We start from the raw sequence: 15,598 nt of genomic DNA, 5'->3' as shown, positions 1-15,598 counted from the left end.
CATGCGAAAACAGACCGATCCGGGTCACGCTGTCGGCGTGACGCGACGGTCCACCCAACGTTTGCTTCGACTGAACCACGGGACGTGGGCCGACGAAGGCATGCACCCCGCGTGGTGGGCCGCACCGTAAGCCGTTAGCCCCATCGCGTCAAGGGGTTTCTTGCAATGGGCGCCCGCGAAGGGAGCACCCTAGCGGCCCGGATTCGACCGCCAGGAAGTACTGTCTTGCTCCCCCTAGCTGGTGATCGGGAGCACCTCCGGCAACGCGACGCCGGACGCCGGTGACATCGCCCCGGCCGCCGCCAGACGACGGGCAGCCTGCTCGGACTGCCGCTCCTTCTGCTTCTCCAGCACGACGCGGTCTCGGGACGAAGCCCGCAAGGCGTACGTTGCCGTGCTGTTGCCCGTTCCAGCCGGAATCAGGCGCCCCACGATGACGTTCTCCTTGAGACCGCGGAGCTCGTCGGTCTTTCCGGCCAGCGCCGCGTCGGCGAGCGCCCGTGTCGTTTCCTGGAACGAAGCGGCCGAGATGAAGGACTGGGTCTCCCGGCTGGCCCGCGTAATGCCCTGCAGGACCGGCGTACCGGACGCGGGTTTGCCCCCGTCCGATCGGATCTCCTGATTGGTCTCGAGGAAGGTTCGCTTGTCCACCTCGTCGCCGCGCAGGAACTCGGAGTCGCCCGGGTCCTGCACCTGGACCTTCTGCAGCATCTGACCGACGATCACCTCAATGTGCTTGTCGTTGATGCGGACGCCCTCGAGCCGGTAAACATCCTGAATTTCTTCGACAAAATGGTGCGCGAGCGCATCGATCCCCTGGATCCTGAGAATGTCGTGCGGGACGGGATTGCCGTCTGTGAGCGGGTCCCCCTTGCGCACCTGGTCCCCTTCCTGCACCAAGATGTACCGGTCACGTGGGACCAAATGCGTCTCCACATCCCGCTTGGTCGCAATCGTGATCCGTGTTCGGCCCGCCGCTTCCTCGACGGACTGGATGGTCCCGTCCTTCTCGGCAAGGACTGCGGGCTTCTTCGGCTTGGGAGCGTCCAGCAAGGTAATCACCCGCGGAAGTCCACCGACGATGTCCCGGGACTTGCGGTCCTCTGTTTGGACGCGCGCAATCACGTCACCGGCTTCAATCGTGGCCTCATCCTTTACGACAAGAACGGTTCCCACCTGCAGCTCGTAACTGCGCTCTTCAGGTTCACCCGCTCCGTCCGCTGAACTGACCACGGTCACGCGGGGACGCAGGTTCTCCTGACTTTGCTTCACCCCCTGCCACTGCGCGACCTCGAGCGATGGCAGGCGGGTCGACTCGTCCATCCGCTCCACGAGCGAGACACCTATTCTCAGGTCGTCGAACCGAACCGTTCCGCTGATTTCGCTGAGAATTGGGCGGGTGTACGGATCCCATTCCGCAAGCCGCGCGCCGCGTGTCACAGCCATCCCGTCCTCGACCTTCAACTCCGCACCGTACGGAACGCGCGCCCGGCTCAACACTTGTGCTTTCGGACCCTCGACGACCAGTTCCAGGCCCCGCGTCATGACCATGCCTTTCGCCACCACGTTCTTCAGTTCGGATCCGTCGGTGGAACGGAAGTGCACAGTGCCGTCGGCGGTGCTGTCGACACCGAACTGGTCGGAGCCTGACTTCGCGACGCCACCGATATGGAAGGTGCGCATCGTCAGCTGCGTGCCCGGCTCACCGATCGACTGGGCAGCAATGACGCCAACGGCCTCGCCGACGTTCACGTCAGTGCCCCGGGCCAGATCCGTCCCGTAGCACTTCGCACACACGCCACTGATGGTCTCGCAGGTCAGTACGGAGCGCACCCGAACCACGGGGACACCCGCAGCATCGATTCGCCGACGCTCTTCTGGGCCGATGTGTCCGCCCGCCTTGACCAGAACCTCACCGGTTTCCGGATGTACGATCTTGCCGGCGGCATGCCGGCCCTCGATCCGATCGCCCAGCGTCTCAATGACCTCCGAACCACGCACCACAGCAGTCTTTTCGATGCCCTGCCGGGTTCCGCAGTCCAGGTCGGTGATGATCACGTCCTGGGCCACGTCCACCAGGCGGCGAGTGAAGTACCCCGAAATTGACGTCTTCCGGGCGGTATCCGCCAGCCCTTTTCGCGACCCGTGCGTGGAGTTAAAGAACTCCGCCGTCTCCAGTCCCTCGCGGAAGTTCGACGTAATGGGGGTCTCGATGATCTCGCCGGACGTATTGGTAATCAGCCCGCGCATACCGGCCAGCTGCTTCATCTGCATGACCGACCCGCGGGCGCCCGAGTCCACCATCATGTAGATTGAGTTCACGTGCCCGGCGCGCCCGGTTCCCTCCATCTTGTTCATCATGGCTTTTTCGACGCCGTCGGTGCACTTGCTCCAAGTGTCGATAATCCGGTTGTACCGGTCGAGCGCCGTCAGGGCCCCTGCCTGGTAACGCCGCTCCAGCAGCTTGACCCGATCGTGGGCCTCGTCGACCAAATGCTCCTTCTCGGCGGGCACGATCATGTCGTCCTTGCCGAATGAAATCCCCGCCGAGCAGGCCTCGGTAAAGCCAAGCTTCATCAGCCGGTCAGTGAAGATGACCGTCTCTTTCTGCCCGCAACAGCGGTATACCAGGCCGATCAGCTCACTGACCTCTCGCTTGGTGAGCTTGCGGTTGACCTGATCAAAACTGATCTCCGGATGCGACGGCAACAGCTCGCTGAGCAACGCGCGCCCGGGCGTGGTCTCTACCACCCGGCTCTCGCGGGAATGCGAGTCGACCAGCCGCACGCGCACCTTGGCGTGAAGGTCGACGACCCCCACCGCCAGCGCATGCCGAACCTCGCCCAGCCCGGCAAACGCCATGCCCTCGCCGAGCGCACTGTCCCGTTCCAGGCTGAGGTAGTAGATGCCCAACACGATGTCCTGCGTCGGCACGATCACCGGCTTGCCGTTGGCGGGACTGAGGATGTTGTTCGTGGACATCATCAGCACCCGGGCTTCCAGCTGCGCCTCGACCGACAGCGGGACGTGCACCGCCATCTGGTCGCCGTCGAAGTCCGCGTTGAACGCCGTGCAGACCAGCGGGTGAAGGTGGATGGCCTTGCCCTCCACCAGCACCGGCTCGAACGCCTGAATTCCCAGCCGGTGCAAGGTGGGTGCACGATTCAGCAGCACCGGATGCTCGCGAATCACCTGCTCCAGGATGTCCCACACCTCTGGCACCTCGAGTTCCACCATGCGCTTCGCGTTCTTGATCGCCGCCGCGTGGCCGTAGCGCTCAAGCTTCGAGTAAATGAATGGCTTGAACAGCTCGAGCGCCATCTTCTTGGGCAGGCCGCACTGGTGCAGGAGCAAGTCCGGCCCCACCACGATCACCGAACGGCCGGAGTAGTCGCACCGTTTGCCCAGCAAGTTCTGACGAAACCGGCCCTGTTTCCCAGTCACGATGTCGGACAGCGATTTCAGTTGTCGCTTGTTGGCGCCCTTGGCGGGACGACGTCGGCGGCTGTTGTCGAACAGCGCATCGACAGCCTCCTGCAGCATCCGCTTCTCATTGCGAATGATGATGTCGGGGGCCCGCAACTGCATCAGCCGCTTCAGCCGATTGTTCCGGTTGATCACTCGGCGGTAGAGATCATTCAGGTCGGAAGTTGCAAAACGACCTCCGTCGAGCGGCACCAGCGGGCGCAACTCGGGCGGGATCACAGGCACCACGGTCAGCACCATCCACTCCGGCCGGTTCTTCGACCGAATGAACGATTCGACGAGCCGCAGCCGCTTGGCCAGCTTCCGGCGCTTCATTTCCGACCGGGTTGCTTCCAGACTCTCGCGGATTTCGGCGCGCAAGGCATGCAGGTCGAGCTCGGCCAGGAGATCGCGCACCGCTTCGGCACCGATACTCACCGTGAACGTGTCAGCCCCATAGTCGGCCTGCAGCTGCTGGTACTGTTCCTCCGTCAGCAGCGCCCGCTTCGGCAGCGGTGTGATCCCGGGTTCCAGAACGACATACCGCTCGAAATAGAGGATCGACTCAATGTCCTTCAGCGTCATGTCCAGGAGGAGGCCCATGCGGGAGGACGGAGGCGCCTTCAGGAACCAAATGTGGGCAACCGGCGCGGCGAGCTCGATGTGCCCCATGCGTTCACGACGCACCTTCGACTGGATCACTTCGACCTGGCACTTCTCGCACAAAACACCTTTGTGCTTCATACGCTTGTACTTGCCGCACAAGCACTCGTAGTCCTTCACCGGGCCAAAGATGCGGGGGCAGAATAGGCCATCGCGCTCGGGCTTCAGAGTGCGGTAGTTGATGGTTTCGGGCTTGCGCACCTCGCCGTAGGACCACGACATCATCTTTTCCGGACTCGCGATGGAGATCCGGATTCCGGCAAACCGGACGGGTGTACCCGCGGAAGCCACTTCCGTGCGCGCGCCAGCCCCGGCGGGCACCAGATTTGCCATCGGGCCGTTCCTGCCGGCCAGCATCACTTCATTCATGGTGAACTTCCTGAACATCGAGGCCAAGCGCCTGCAGCTCCTTGACCAGCACATTGAATGACTCTGGCACGCCGGCTTCGAACGTGTCCTCGCCCCTGACGATCGCCTCGTACATCTTGGTCCGTCCGGACACATCGTCCGACTTGACGGTCAGGATCTCCTGCAAGGTGTACGCCGCCCCGTAGGCCTGCAGCGCCCATACCTCCATCTCGCCGAATCGCTGGCCCCCGAACCGCGCCTTACCGCCGAGCGGCTGCTGGGTCACGAGGCTGTACGGCCCGGTGGAACGGGCGTGCATCTTGTCGTCGACCAGATGGTGGAGCTTGAGCATGTAGATGTATCCGACGGTCACCGGCCGGGCGAAGCGTTCGCCGGTGCGGCCGTCGATCAGCGTTACCTGGCCTGATTCCGAACACCCGGCGGCCTTCAGCATCGCGCGGATGTCTGCCTCTGCCGCGCCGTCGAACACCGGAGTCGCCACCGGCACGCCTCCCACCAGATTGGTTCCAAGCTCGACCACGGCCGAATCGTCGAGCTCTCGGCGCACGTGCTTCCATGTGGACGCTCCGTAGATCTTCCGCATCACGGAAGCGGCCTTGCGCGCTCGTTCCGCGGCGCTCCGCGCGCCTTCCAGCGCGTCACCGATCTGGCGCCCCAAGCCCGCCGACGCCCAGCCCAGGTGAGTTTCCAGAATCTGGCCCACGTTCATGCGGGACGGCACGCCAAGCGGGTTGAGAACGATATCCACCGGGGTGCCGTCTTCGGTGTGCGGCATGTCCTCGATCGGGTTGATCTTGGAAATCACTCCCTTGTTGCCGTGACGGCCGGCCATCTTGTCGCCCGGCGACAACTTGCGCTTTACCGCGATGTAGACCTTCACAATCTTGAGTACACCTGGCAAAAGCTCGTCCCCTGCACGAACTTTCTCGACCTTGTCCAGGTAGCTCTGTTCAAGTTCCTTCTGCGCCCGCTTAAGGTCCCTGTGCAGCACCTCCACACGCTCGGTAACCTCGGAATTGTCGAGCCGGAAGCGCCACCAGCGCACCCGTGGCGTGCCGTCCAGATCTGCGGCCGCGATCACACCGGTCAACGGCCCGTCGTTCGCCGTCTGCCCGATGAGGAGGGTACGCAGGCGGTCATAGATGTTGCCCTCGATGATCGCCAGCTCGTCGTCGCGATCCTTGGTCAGGCGTGCGATCTCCTCGCGTTCCAGCGAGATGGCCCGCGCGTCCTTTTCCAATCCCCGGCGGGAGAAGATCCGGACATCCACTACCGTGCCGGATACCCCAGGCGGCACCCGCAGCGACGTGTCACGCACGTCGGCGGCCTTCTCACCGAACACCGCGCGCAGCAGCTTCTCCTCCGGCGTGGACGGCGTCTCCCCCTTCGGCGTCACCTTGCCCACCAGAATGTCACGCGGGCCCACTTCCGCCCCAATGTGAACGATGCCGGTCTCATCGAGGTGCCGGAGAGCTTCCTCTCCGACATTGAGAATGTCGCGGGTGATCTCCTCGGGCCACAGCTTGGTATCCCGGGCCATGACCTCGTATTCCTCGATGTGAATCGAGGTGAACACGTCGTCCCGTACCAATCGCTCGGACACCAGGATGGAGTCTTCGTAGTTGTAGCCCTGCCACGGCATGAACGCGACCAGCACGTTCCGCCCGAGGGCGAGTTCACCAAGGTCAGTACTCGACCCGTCGGCGATCACATCCCCTTCCTGAACCCGGTCGCCAACCTTGACCAGCGGGCGCTGATTGATGCACGTGCTCTGATTGGACCGTTCGAACTTTCTCAGGTTGTAAATGTCGACGCCGATTGTCCGTTCCTCGTCGCCGATCACCTGAATGGCCCGGACCACGATCCTGCGCGCATCAACCTGATCGACCACGCCGGTGCGACCGGCGGTCTGCACTGCCCTGGAATCACGGGCCACGTGGGCCTCCATACCGGTGCCCACGAGGGGCGCTTCCGCCTGCAGCAGCGGCACGGCCTGGCGCTGCATGTTCGAGCCCATGAGGGCCCGATTGGCGTCGTCGTTCTCCAGGAACGGGATCAGCGCTGCCGACACGGAAACCAGTTGCCGGGGCGAGACATCGACGTAGTCGATGGACTCGCGAGGGGCCAGAACGAAGTTGTCACCGCGCCGGCAGTTCACGATTTCCCGCTCGAACCGGCCATCCTTGGTAATCGGCGTGCTGGCCTGCGCAATCGTGTGCCCCTGCTCGTCCAGAGCGGTCATGTACTCGATTGCGTCCGTGACCCGTCCGCCCTCAACCTTCCGGTAAGGGGACTCGATGAACCCGTGCCGATTGATCCGGGCGAACGTGGCAAGCGAACTGATCAGGCCGATGTTCGGGCCTTCGGGCGTTTCCACGGGACAAAGACGGCCATAGTGCGTCGGATGCACATCCCGTGCCTCCAGGTTCGCCCATTCCCGTGTAAGTCCGCCCGGCCCCAGCGCCGACAGGCGGCGCTTGTGCGTGACCTCCGCCAGGGGATTGGTCTGGTCCATGAACTGGCTGAGTTGGGAACCGCCAAAGAACTCTCGGACCATCGCCGCGACAGGCCGGGCATTGATCAGATCGTTCGGCATCATCTTTTCGATGTCCGCCGACCCGATGCGTTCGCGCACCGCCCGCTCCATCCGCACCAGTCCCATGCGATACTGGTTTTCCATGAGCTCGCCGACAGAACGCACCCGCCGGTTGCCGAGATGATCGATGTCGTCAATGTGGCTTGCGCCCGGGCGGAACCCGACCAGCGTTCGCACCACTGACAGCACGTCACGGCGGCGCAGCGCACGGACCGAATCGTCGATGTCCAGACCAAGCCGCCCGTTAAGCTTGACTCGGCCCACGGCCGACAGGTCGTAGTTCTCGGACAGCCGCTCCTCGACGGCATTCGACTGCACCCAAATGGTGGCGGGTGCACCGGGAGGACGATGCGCCACTGACACCCCGAGGAACGTCCAGCCGTCCTGTTCATCGAGCACCCACGCACCGGCGTCACCCAGCGCAGTGCGGTCAAGGACGTAGGCTTGGCGGGCCGTCTCGCTTGGTGCCGAATACCCGGGAGTGAGTTCGTCAACCAGGGCTGCCGGCGCGAAGAACAGGTTATAGAAGAAGCGCTCTGCACCCTCCTCGCCCATCCAGACCCCACCTTCGCGGAGGGCACCCGAGGTGCGCTCCAAGATCCGGTCCCGGGACATGACGCCGCGATTACGGAGCGCGAACGTCATTCCGCTGGCGCGATGCGACGTCACACACGGGCTCTCTCGACGAAAGCCCCGACCGTCGCCCAGCACGCGGAGGACCCGTTCGCCCTCCTCCCACGACAGCATCCGCACCAGTGGTCCCTTGCCGCGGCTCAGCATTTCCTCTGCGCGGCGCGGCGTGATCTTGAGAATGCGGGCGACCGCTTCGGCGATCTCTTCCAAGCCTTCCCCGCTGCCGGGGTCGAGCACCATGAGGTCGACCGGACGGATTTTCCGGCATTCCTCTTCCAGTGCGTTGAGCACGAAAGGACCCTCGGTTTCCCGAACCGTTACCGCGGGAAGCTCCGTGATGCCGGCCTCGAGCAGGCGCGCCAGCGTGCCGGGCGCCATGTCCTCGACCTGACCGACGCATTCGCCGGCTTCGTAAAAGATCTCGCCGGTTGCCGTGTCCACGACATCGCGAGCCAGCCGGATGTCGAAGAGCTCTTCGGTCCCGATCCAGCGGCGGCGTTCCCCCTTGGCCGCAACCTCCTCCCACTCACCGGCAGAGAGATTTCGGTCCTTGGGCACAATGACCTTGCCGTCTGCGGCGTCCACCAAGTCCCATCGCGGCGCCCGGCCACGAAATTCGTCAACGTTCAGTAGGGTTGACCAACCCGATTCAGTGGATCCGTCTGGGGTTCCGACGGGGCCGTAGGTGTAAGTAGCCACGTCACAAAATTCGGTCAGCATGTCCTCCGACGTCATGCCCAAGATCCTCAGCAGGACCGTGACCGGGATCCTCTCAAGCGCCCGGCCGAACTGGACGCTCATCCGGTAGCCATCCTTCTTGCGGCCATCGATCTTGAACGCGAGCCACGAACCGCGCGCCGGGATCACCTGTGCCTGCGGCAGCAGTTCTTCGCCGCTCTGCGTGGTCTTCTTGTAATTGTCGAAGAACACGCCGTGGGCGCGGTGAATCTGGCTGACCACCACGCGCTCAGTACCGTTGATGATGAACGTGCCCTTGTCGGTCATGAGCGGCATGTCGCCCATGAACACATCCTGCTCCTTGATCTCCTTCGGCGCCCGCGCGGTTCCTCCGCGATCCTCGTCATAAATGATCAGCGACAGGGTCACCTTGAGTGGCGCCGCGTAGGTTTTGCCGCGACGGAGGCACTCGTCAACCTGGAACTTTGGCGGGTCAAATTCGTAGTGTTTGAACTCCAGCTTGGCCCGGCCGGAGGCATCAGTAATCGGAAAAACGGAGGTGAATGCGCGCTGCAGGCCGTCTTCCAGACGGGTGTCGGGGGCAATATTCCGCTGCAGGAACGCGTCGTAGCTGACTTTTTGGATCCCGATCAAATCGGGCATTTGCATCGGGTCGGAAGCTTGTCGGCCGAAACGGTGACGAAGGCGCTTGCGGCCAGTGAAGGAAAGGTCGTTGGAGTTCGTCAGCATCAAGGTCCCCTGGGCCCACACGCAAATGCCCGGACGAGGTGCACGGCGAACTCAACGCCCGTGCGCCGCCTAACGCGGTGACGCAGGCGCAAGCAACCACGCCGCGTCCTCAGGGGAAGACGGCGTGATCGTAGTTTCAATCCGTAGTTGCCCAGCGCGTCCGGGACCATCGCCTAGCGCGTAACCTAGCGCAATAGCACGCGATAAGCAAGCTCTGGAAGGGTCGCTTGGGGATTGACGCAGCCTATCGAACTCGCGATCCGTTGAGCGATTCGTCCATGCGTACGGCGTGGGCATCGTGCTGCTTCAAGGGGCACGAAATCGGCAGTCACCGTTGCCGCGAAGACAGCCTCCATTTGGACGGGACACTGCCGCGTTAGCGAGTCAGGCGACAGCCGCTGCTACGGCCTTGCCGACGTCCCTGGTGGTGGCATTACCTCCCATGTCCGGAGTTCTCGGTCCGTCCGCAACCACGGCCTCGATCGCGCGCACCACCGCCGTCGCAGCGGCCGACTGCCCAAGATGGTCCAGCATCATGGCGCCCGACCAGATCTGGCCGATTGGGTTGGCGATGCCGCGTCCCGCGATGTCGGGAGCAGAGCCATGCACCGGCTCGAACATGGAGGGCCATTCCTGTCGGGGGTTGAGATTCGCCGACGGTGCAATGCCGATGGTACCGGCCACTGCAGGCCCCAGATCGGAAAGGATGTCTCCGAAGAGGTTGGAGCCCACCACAACATCGAACCAGTCAGGATGCAGCACGAAATGGGCAGTGAGGATGTCGATGTGGAATTGCGCGGTACGGATGTCGGGGTGACGCCCCTTCGCGGCTGCGAACCGTTCGTCCCAATAGGGCATCGTGTGCACGATGCCATTGGACTTCGTGGCGGACGTGATGTGCCGGGCGGGGCGGGTCGCGGCAAGCTCGAAGGCCCAATCGAGCACCCGATCCACACCGCGTCGAGTGAATATGCTCTCCTGCATCGCCATCTCGTCGTCGGTACCCGCGTAGAGCCGTCCCCCGACTTCCGAGTACTCTCCTTCGACATTCTCCCGCACCACGACGAAATCGATGTCGTCGGGCCCGCGATCCCGCAACGGCGACTCCATCCCGTCCAGGACGCGTACCGGGCGCACGTTGACGTACTGGTCGAAGCGTCGGCGAATGGGGATGAGCAACCCCCACAGAGAGACGTGGTCGGGGACCCCCGGATAACCCACTGCTCCCAGGAAGATGGCGTCGTGATCAGCGATCTGATCCAAGCCGTCTTCCGGCATCATCCGGCCGGTCGCGTGGTAGGTCTCACAGCTCCAGGAGAACGAGTCCCACTCGAACGCGAACCCGTGTCGGCTCGCGGCGGCGTCCATCACGCGCATGCCTTCCGGCACCACCTCCTGCCCGATCCCGTCGCCGGGAATGACTGCGACCCGATATCGCTTCGACGTCATGTGGCTCTCCCATCGACAAACGGCCCGCAGCGAACCGAGCGGCACATTACCCGGCAGTGAGCCACACCACCGCCCCGAAGACCACGACGGCAATGGCCATTACCAGGAGGGTCCGGCGCACGCCCCGCACCAGCGCGGGAAATATGAGCCGCAACAGCAGCACCGCCAAGATCGCGACCGCGAACTTGAGGATCACTCTTCACATCCACCGGCCTGATAGTCGCGCGCGTACCCCTCGTAGACCTCCTTGCCCTGCCTGAAGTATTCCACCTCTTCGGGGCGAACTTCCCGGAACGGCTTGGCGGGCCGGCCGGCCCAAATCCAGCCTGCGCGCACGACCGTGCCCGGCGCCACCCACGCCCGGGCGCCAACCAGTGCATCATCTTCGATGGTCACGCCGGTGCAGACCGTGGCCCCCATGCCGACCAAGCACCGGTCGCCGATCCGGCAGGCTTCAAGCCGCACGTTGTGGCCGATCGTCACGTCGTTCCCGATCTCGGCCGACGCGCCGATCTCGGCTACGTCGACAAAGGAATTGTCCTGCACGTTGGTCCGGTCGCCAACCACAATGCGCCCCCGACCAGCACGCATGGCAGTGGAAAACCACACGCTCGCACTCTCGCCGAGACGCACGTCGCCCCACACCGCCGCCGTGGGCGCAACGTAGGCGCTGGCAGGAATCACCGGCGATGACCCGTTACTTCCATGCAATGGTCCGCTTGCCCTAGGTGGCCGAAATGCCGTGTCTTCCAGCGGCGGCAGCGGGTCATCGTCGGTGGCCGTCGCCGGCGAGGGCTCTGAGCGCCGCACCGCCACAGCCATCCGATCGACCTCACCGCTGGCCAGTGTCCGGACGGGACGGGCCGGACTCCCCGCGTACAGCCAACTGCCCGCCAGCTTCTTTCCAGGCGGCACCAAGGCACCGGCCGCAATGACCGCGCCGGTGCCGACCTCCGCCCGGTCCATCACCACCGCAGCGTCGCCGACCACGACGTGATCGGCCAGTGTGCAGCCGTGCACCAATGCATAGCGGCCCACGACGACGTCGGCTCCCACCACGCTGCCGTGTTCGTCATCGGCGATATGCACCGTGGCCCTGGCGCCCAACCAGCATCTGGGACCGATGGAGATTCGTTCGCCGTCGCCGCGCAACACAGCGAGCCGCCCGAGATCCACGGAGTCACCCACCTCGGTCCGACCAATGACGACAGCCCCCGGGCCGCATCGAAGCAGCGGCCTGACGGCGGGCCGGTACTCGCGATAGGGCAACATCATGGGATCCATGCGGCGACCTCCTTCGGACGAACTGACCCGCGAGCATACGGCTGACAGGTCGCAGTGTGCGGTCGTGTGATATAAGCGGATGACGATCTTGCCCTTCCGGGCCACCCATGCCGTGGAGCGCCGACCAACGTGTCCTGTCCCTCCTTCCGCGCCCTCGCCGCCACGCTTGTCCTGCCGCTGTTGTGTGCCGGGTTGGGCCCCATCGCGTTCACCGCCTGCAGTGGCCCGGTCGAAATCACTCCCCCTCCAGAGACGCCGGCCGATCGTGCGAGGCGTGAACAGCTGGAGGCACAGGGAATCACTCCCGGGTTCTCCCTTTCCGAACTCTTCGGTGGCGACGGCGAGTCGGCAGCGGGCGTGCAGATGGCGATCAATCCCCAGCTCTGGCAGGCCGCGCTCGAGATTCTCGATTTCGCGCCGCTGGATTCCGTCGATTCGGTTGGCGGGGTCATCATCACCGAATGGACGGAGCTAGCCGACGCCCCGAGTGAAGAGATGAAATTCGTGGCCCGGATTACCGGTCGCGAATTGGCAGTCAGCAATTTGCGCGTCCGCGTGTACCGGCGGTTGCGCGCCGACGACGGCACGACGCAAGCGGCGACTGTGGCCGCCGAGACCGAAACGGCGCTCGAAGACCGAATCTTCACCCGCGCCCGCGCGTTGCTGGTCGCCCAGTAGCGACGCGGCGGCGGCACGGGACCGTCGCCGCGCGAAGTCCGTGCCGCGGGGCCGGGTCGGGCTCCGACCGGTCGGAATCGCTTGACCTCGGGCCCCAGTCTTGCTTACACATCTGCCCAGCGCTCTGGCGAGTGTAGCTCAGTGGTTAGAGCACCGGTTTGTGGTACCGGGGGTCGTGGGTTCAAGTCCCATCACTCGCCCCAAGGCCGAGGCGCACCGGCTAGGACCCTCCCCTTTCGTCACGCTTGCCCGGCAGGAGCCGACGGGCACCAAGCGGGCGATGGTTGCATCACCCTGCGGTCGACCGTTGGGGGGGGCGGCGAAAGGCCCGACGGCCCGCGTCTACCAGATGTTTGCTTCTACGATCGGCATGTCCCGATAGATCCGGGCGACGCCGAATCGCGACAGGTCAAGGGTTCGGTATTCGCCGAACGTGACGAGTTCAGCGATGGCCCGGCCGGCAGCCGGCGCCTGCTGCAGGCCGTGGCCGCTGAAACCGTTGCAGAACAGCAAACCTTGTACCTCGGGATGCGGCCCCAGGATGGCGTTCTGATCGAAGACGTTGAAGTCATAGTGACCGGCCCACGAACCGGCTAGCTTGACCGCCTCAAACGCCGGAACCCGGGCCGCCAGCACTGGCCAGATGACCTCTTCCCACTCGGTGTATTCCATTTCGAAGTCGAGCGGGTCGCTGTCCGGGTCCAGTTCTCGTGCCGGCGACACGGTGGCGATGTACCGGCCGCTCTCCGGCCGAAATGTAACCCCTGACGGGTCGATGGTCAGGGGCGCGTGCTGTAGGTCGTCGCGGCAATCGAATACGTAGACGTAGCGCTTCTTCGGAAAGACGGGGAGATCGACCTCAATGGTCGCCGCCAGCGCACCAGCCCGGGAGCCAGCTGCCAGAATCGTGGTGCCCCCCCGAATCAATCCATGCGCAGCGGTCGCAACGCCAGTGACGCGATTCCCCTTCCGGACCAAGCGAGTGACTTCGCCGTGCAGGAAACGGACCCCGAGCGACTGTGCCTTGTGGCGGAACCCCATCAGCAGGGAATACGGATCAACCCAGCCTTCGTTGGCCGACCCGAAGACGGCCGCGTCGACACCTCGCCAACTGACCCAGGGGAAGCGCTCCGCGAGCGCGTTGCCGGCCAGCCACTCGACCGCAGCCTGGTGGCCGCGCTGCACCTCCCAGTTCCGCCGCAACTGGTCGACATCGCTTCCCGACGCCATCAGCAGGTAGCCTTGCTCCCTAAATGTCACATCACACGCGGTGCCATCGACTGCCAGCTTCCTGGCCGCCATCTTGGCGAACTCGGCGCCGAACATCGACATGCGGATGTTCTCAGGAGTGGTGAACTGCTGGCGAATGCCGCCCAACGAACGCGTCGCTGCCCCGGTCTGGTAGGTCGGATCACGCTCGATGACCACCACCGATCCGTCAAAGTCGTCGGCGGCAGCCAGGAAATAGGCTGCGGCACAGCCCATGATGCCGCCACCGGCAATGACCACGTCGTGGAACTTCGTCATTCCGCGCATCTCGGACAGCTGCCCTGCTCGGTCCTCGGCCGGAGCCAACCCGTTTGTCGCCGCAACCGGCTCCCCCGGGCGCCTTGCCGCCCCTGCCAGTCTAGCTATACGGCCCGTTGGGCTCTGCCCGCGCCAGGCCGCGCGACCGCCCCGCATCCGGTACCCGCGCTCGACCCCAGGGTGTCGTGATCCGGTGACGCTTCCGCGCCACTGGGTTACGATGGAAAATTCATCTCCATCGCTTGTCGCCATCCACGATCCAGCGTTCCGGCGACCACCAAATGCACAGGAAGTCCGACCCCATGCTGCAATTCTCCGACCGTACCAACGTACTGCTTGAACGCCTGAACATGTTCATGGATGCCAATGTCTATCCGAACGAAGAAGAGATCGACGCGCAGATCGCCGGGGGTGACCGGTGGGCCCATCCACCCTTGATGGAAAAACTCAAAGAGAAGGCCCGGTCGGAGGGCCTTTGGAACCTGTTTCTCCCCGAATCGGAACACGGAGCCGGTCTGTCGAACTTCGAATACGCGCCGCTGTGTGAAGTCATGGGGCGCTCCGAATACGCCCCGGAAGTCTTCAACTGCTCGGCGCCCGATACCGGCAACATGGAGGTGCTCGCCCGTTACGGCACCAAGGCCCAGAAAGACCAATGGCTTACGCCCCTGCTGGCAGGCGAGATCCGGTCAGCCTTCGCGATGACCGAACCCGAGGTGGCTTCCTCGGACGCCACGAACATCGAATGCCGGATCGAACGCACCGGGGACGAATACGTCATCAACGGCCGCAAATGGTGGACGTCGGGCGCAATGTCGCCACGATGCAAGATCCTCATCGTCATGGGCAAGACCGATCCGGCGAATCCGGACCGCCACAAGCAACAGTCGATGGTGCTGGTTCCCCTCGACACACCCGGCGTCGAAGTCGTCCGACACCTGCCGGTATTCGGATTCGACGATGCGCCGCACGGGCATGCCGAAGTCATCTTCAAGGACGTACGTGTGCCTGCCGACAACATGCTGCTGGGTGAAGGGCGCGGTTTCGAAATCGCGCAGGGGCGTCTCGGACCAGGCCGGATCCATCACTGCATGCGGCTGATCGGCCTGGCCGAGCGGGCGCTCGAAAAGATGTGCAAACGGGTGAAGTCCCGTGTCACCTTTGGCCGGCCGATCTCGGAACAGACCGTCACCCAGGAACGCATCGCCGAATCGCGGATTGCGATTGACCAGGCCCGACTGCTCGTGCTGCATGCGGCGTGGCGGATGGACACCGTGGGCAACAAGGAAGCCCGCAAGGACATCGCCATGATCAAGGTTGCCACGCCGCTCATGGCATGCAAGGTGGTCGATTGGGCGATCCAGGCGCACGGGGGCGGCGGTGTTACGACCGACTTCGGGCTCGCTGCAGCGTACGCCAATGCAAGGACCCTGCGGCTCGCCGACGGGCCGGACGAGGTGCACCGCAACCAGATCGCGAAGCTTGAACTGCGAAGCTACAACTGAC

At 64.1% G+C, this 15,598-nt stretch carries 8 protein-coding genes and 1 tRNA gene; 3 read left to right on the top strand and 6 right to left on the bottom strand.

Translation table 11 applies throughout. The annotated features are described in order from the left end of the window. Nucleotides 1–234: 234 nt before the first annotated feature. The 5 genes from rpoC to OXH60_01765 form a co-directional block, all read right to left on the bottom strand. Nucleotides 235–4,497 carry a DNA-directed RNA polymerase subunit beta' gene (rpoC, locus tag OXH60_01785; GenBank protein MDE0710848.1) on the bottom strand — a complete coding sequence of 1,421 codons (4,263 nt, stop codon included), beginning with the start codon at nt 4,495–4,497 and terminating at the stop codon, nt 235–237. Next, nucleotides 4,490–9,067 (bottom strand): DNA-directed RNA polymerase subunit beta, encoded by a 4,578-nt coding sequence (gene rpoB / locus OXH60_01780; GenBank protein ID MDE0710847.1) that lies wholly within the window; start codon nt 9,065–9,067, stop codon nt 4,490–4,492. The genes rpoC and rpoB overlap by 8 nt, the downstream gene beginning before the upstream one ends. Before the next feature lie 471 nt (nt 9,068–9,538). Then, nucleotides 9,539–10,603, bottom strand: coding sequence for a tartrate dehydrogenase (locus tag OXH60_01775; protein ID MDE0710846.1), 1,065 nt, complete (start codon nt 10,601–10,603; stop codon nt 9,539–9,541). A gap of 46 nt (nt 10,604–10,649) precedes the next feature. Then, on the bottom strand, nt 10,650–10,799 hold the full coding sequence (locus OXH60_01770) for a hypothetical protein (protein MDE0710845.1): 150 nt from the start codon (nt 10,797–10,799) through the stop codon (nt 10,650–10,652). Next, entirely contained in the window at nt 10,796–11,887 is a 1,092-nt protein-coding gene (locus OXH60_01765) for a gamma carbonic anhydrase family protein (GenBank protein MDE0710844.1), read from the bottom strand. The genes OXH60_01770 and OXH60_01765 overlap by 4 nt, the downstream gene beginning before the upstream one ends. 129 nt (nt 11,888–12,016) lie before the next feature. Between OXH60_01765 and OXH60_01760 the strand changes: the two genes are divergently transcribed. After that, the gene (locus OXH60_01760) at nt 12,017–12,565 is read left to right on the top strand and encodes a DUF3576 domain-containing protein (GenBank protein ID MDE0710843.1); all 549 of its coding nucleotides are present in this window, start codon (nt 12,017–12,019) and stop codon (nt 12,563–12,565) included. Nucleotides 12,566–12,692: 127 nt separating this feature from the next. Beyond that, nucleotides 12,693–12,768, top strand: a tRNA-His gene (locus tag OXH60_01755). Between the two features lie 139 nt (nt 12,769–12,907). On the opposite strand, the gene OXH60_01750 is transcribed toward OXH60_01755, so the two are convergent. Beyond that, a complete protein-coding gene (locus tag OXH60_01750) occupies nt 12,908–14,092 on the bottom strand; it encodes an FAD-binding oxidoreductase (protein MDE0710842.1) in 1,185 nt (394 codons plus the stop codon). Nucleotides 14,093–14,394: 302 nt separating this feature from the next. Here OXH60_01750 and OXH60_01745 point away from each other — a divergent pair, with 302 nt between their 5' ends. Beyond that, entirely contained in the window at nt 14,395–15,597 is a 1,203-nt protein-coding gene (locus tag OXH60_01745; protein ID MDE0710841.1) for an acyl-CoA dehydrogenase family protein, read from the top strand. The last annotated feature ends 1 nt before the right edge of the window (nt 15,598 follow it).

It is taken from the genome of Rhodospirillales bacterium (genome assembly GCA_028824295.1).
Lineage (GTDB): Bacteria > Pseudomonadota > Alphaproteobacteria > TMED109 > TMED109 > VXPW01.
The sequence above is the reverse complement of the archived record's forward strand: the minus strand, read 5'-3'. Positions and strand labels throughout refer to the sequence as shown.

Bases quoted from the DNA above. Each gene is read 5' to 3' on its own strand.
- rpoC (MDE0710848.1), bottom strand. From the start codon at position 4,497: ATGAATGAAGTGATGCTGGCCGGCAGGAACGGCCCGATGGCAAATCTG.
- rpoB (MDE0710847.1), bottom strand. From the start codon at position 9,067: ATGCCCGATTTGATCGGGATCCAAAAAGTCAGCTACGACGCGTTCCTG.
- OXH60_01775 (MDE0710846.1), bottom strand. From the start codon at position 10,603: ATGACGTCGAAGCGATATCGGGTCGCAGTCATTCCCGGCGACGGGATC.
- OXH60_01765 (MDE0710844.1), bottom strand. From the start codon at position 11,887: ATGGATCCCATGATGTTGCCCTATCGCGAGTACCGGCCCGCCGTCAGG.
- OXH60_01750 (MDE0710842.1), bottom strand. From the start codon at position 14,092: ATGACGAAGTTCCACGACGTGGTCATTGCCGGTGGCGGCATCATGGGC.
- OXH60_01745 (MDE0710841.1), top strand. From the start codon at position 14,395: ATGCTGCAATTCTCCGACCGTACCAACGTACTGCTTGAACGCCTGAAC.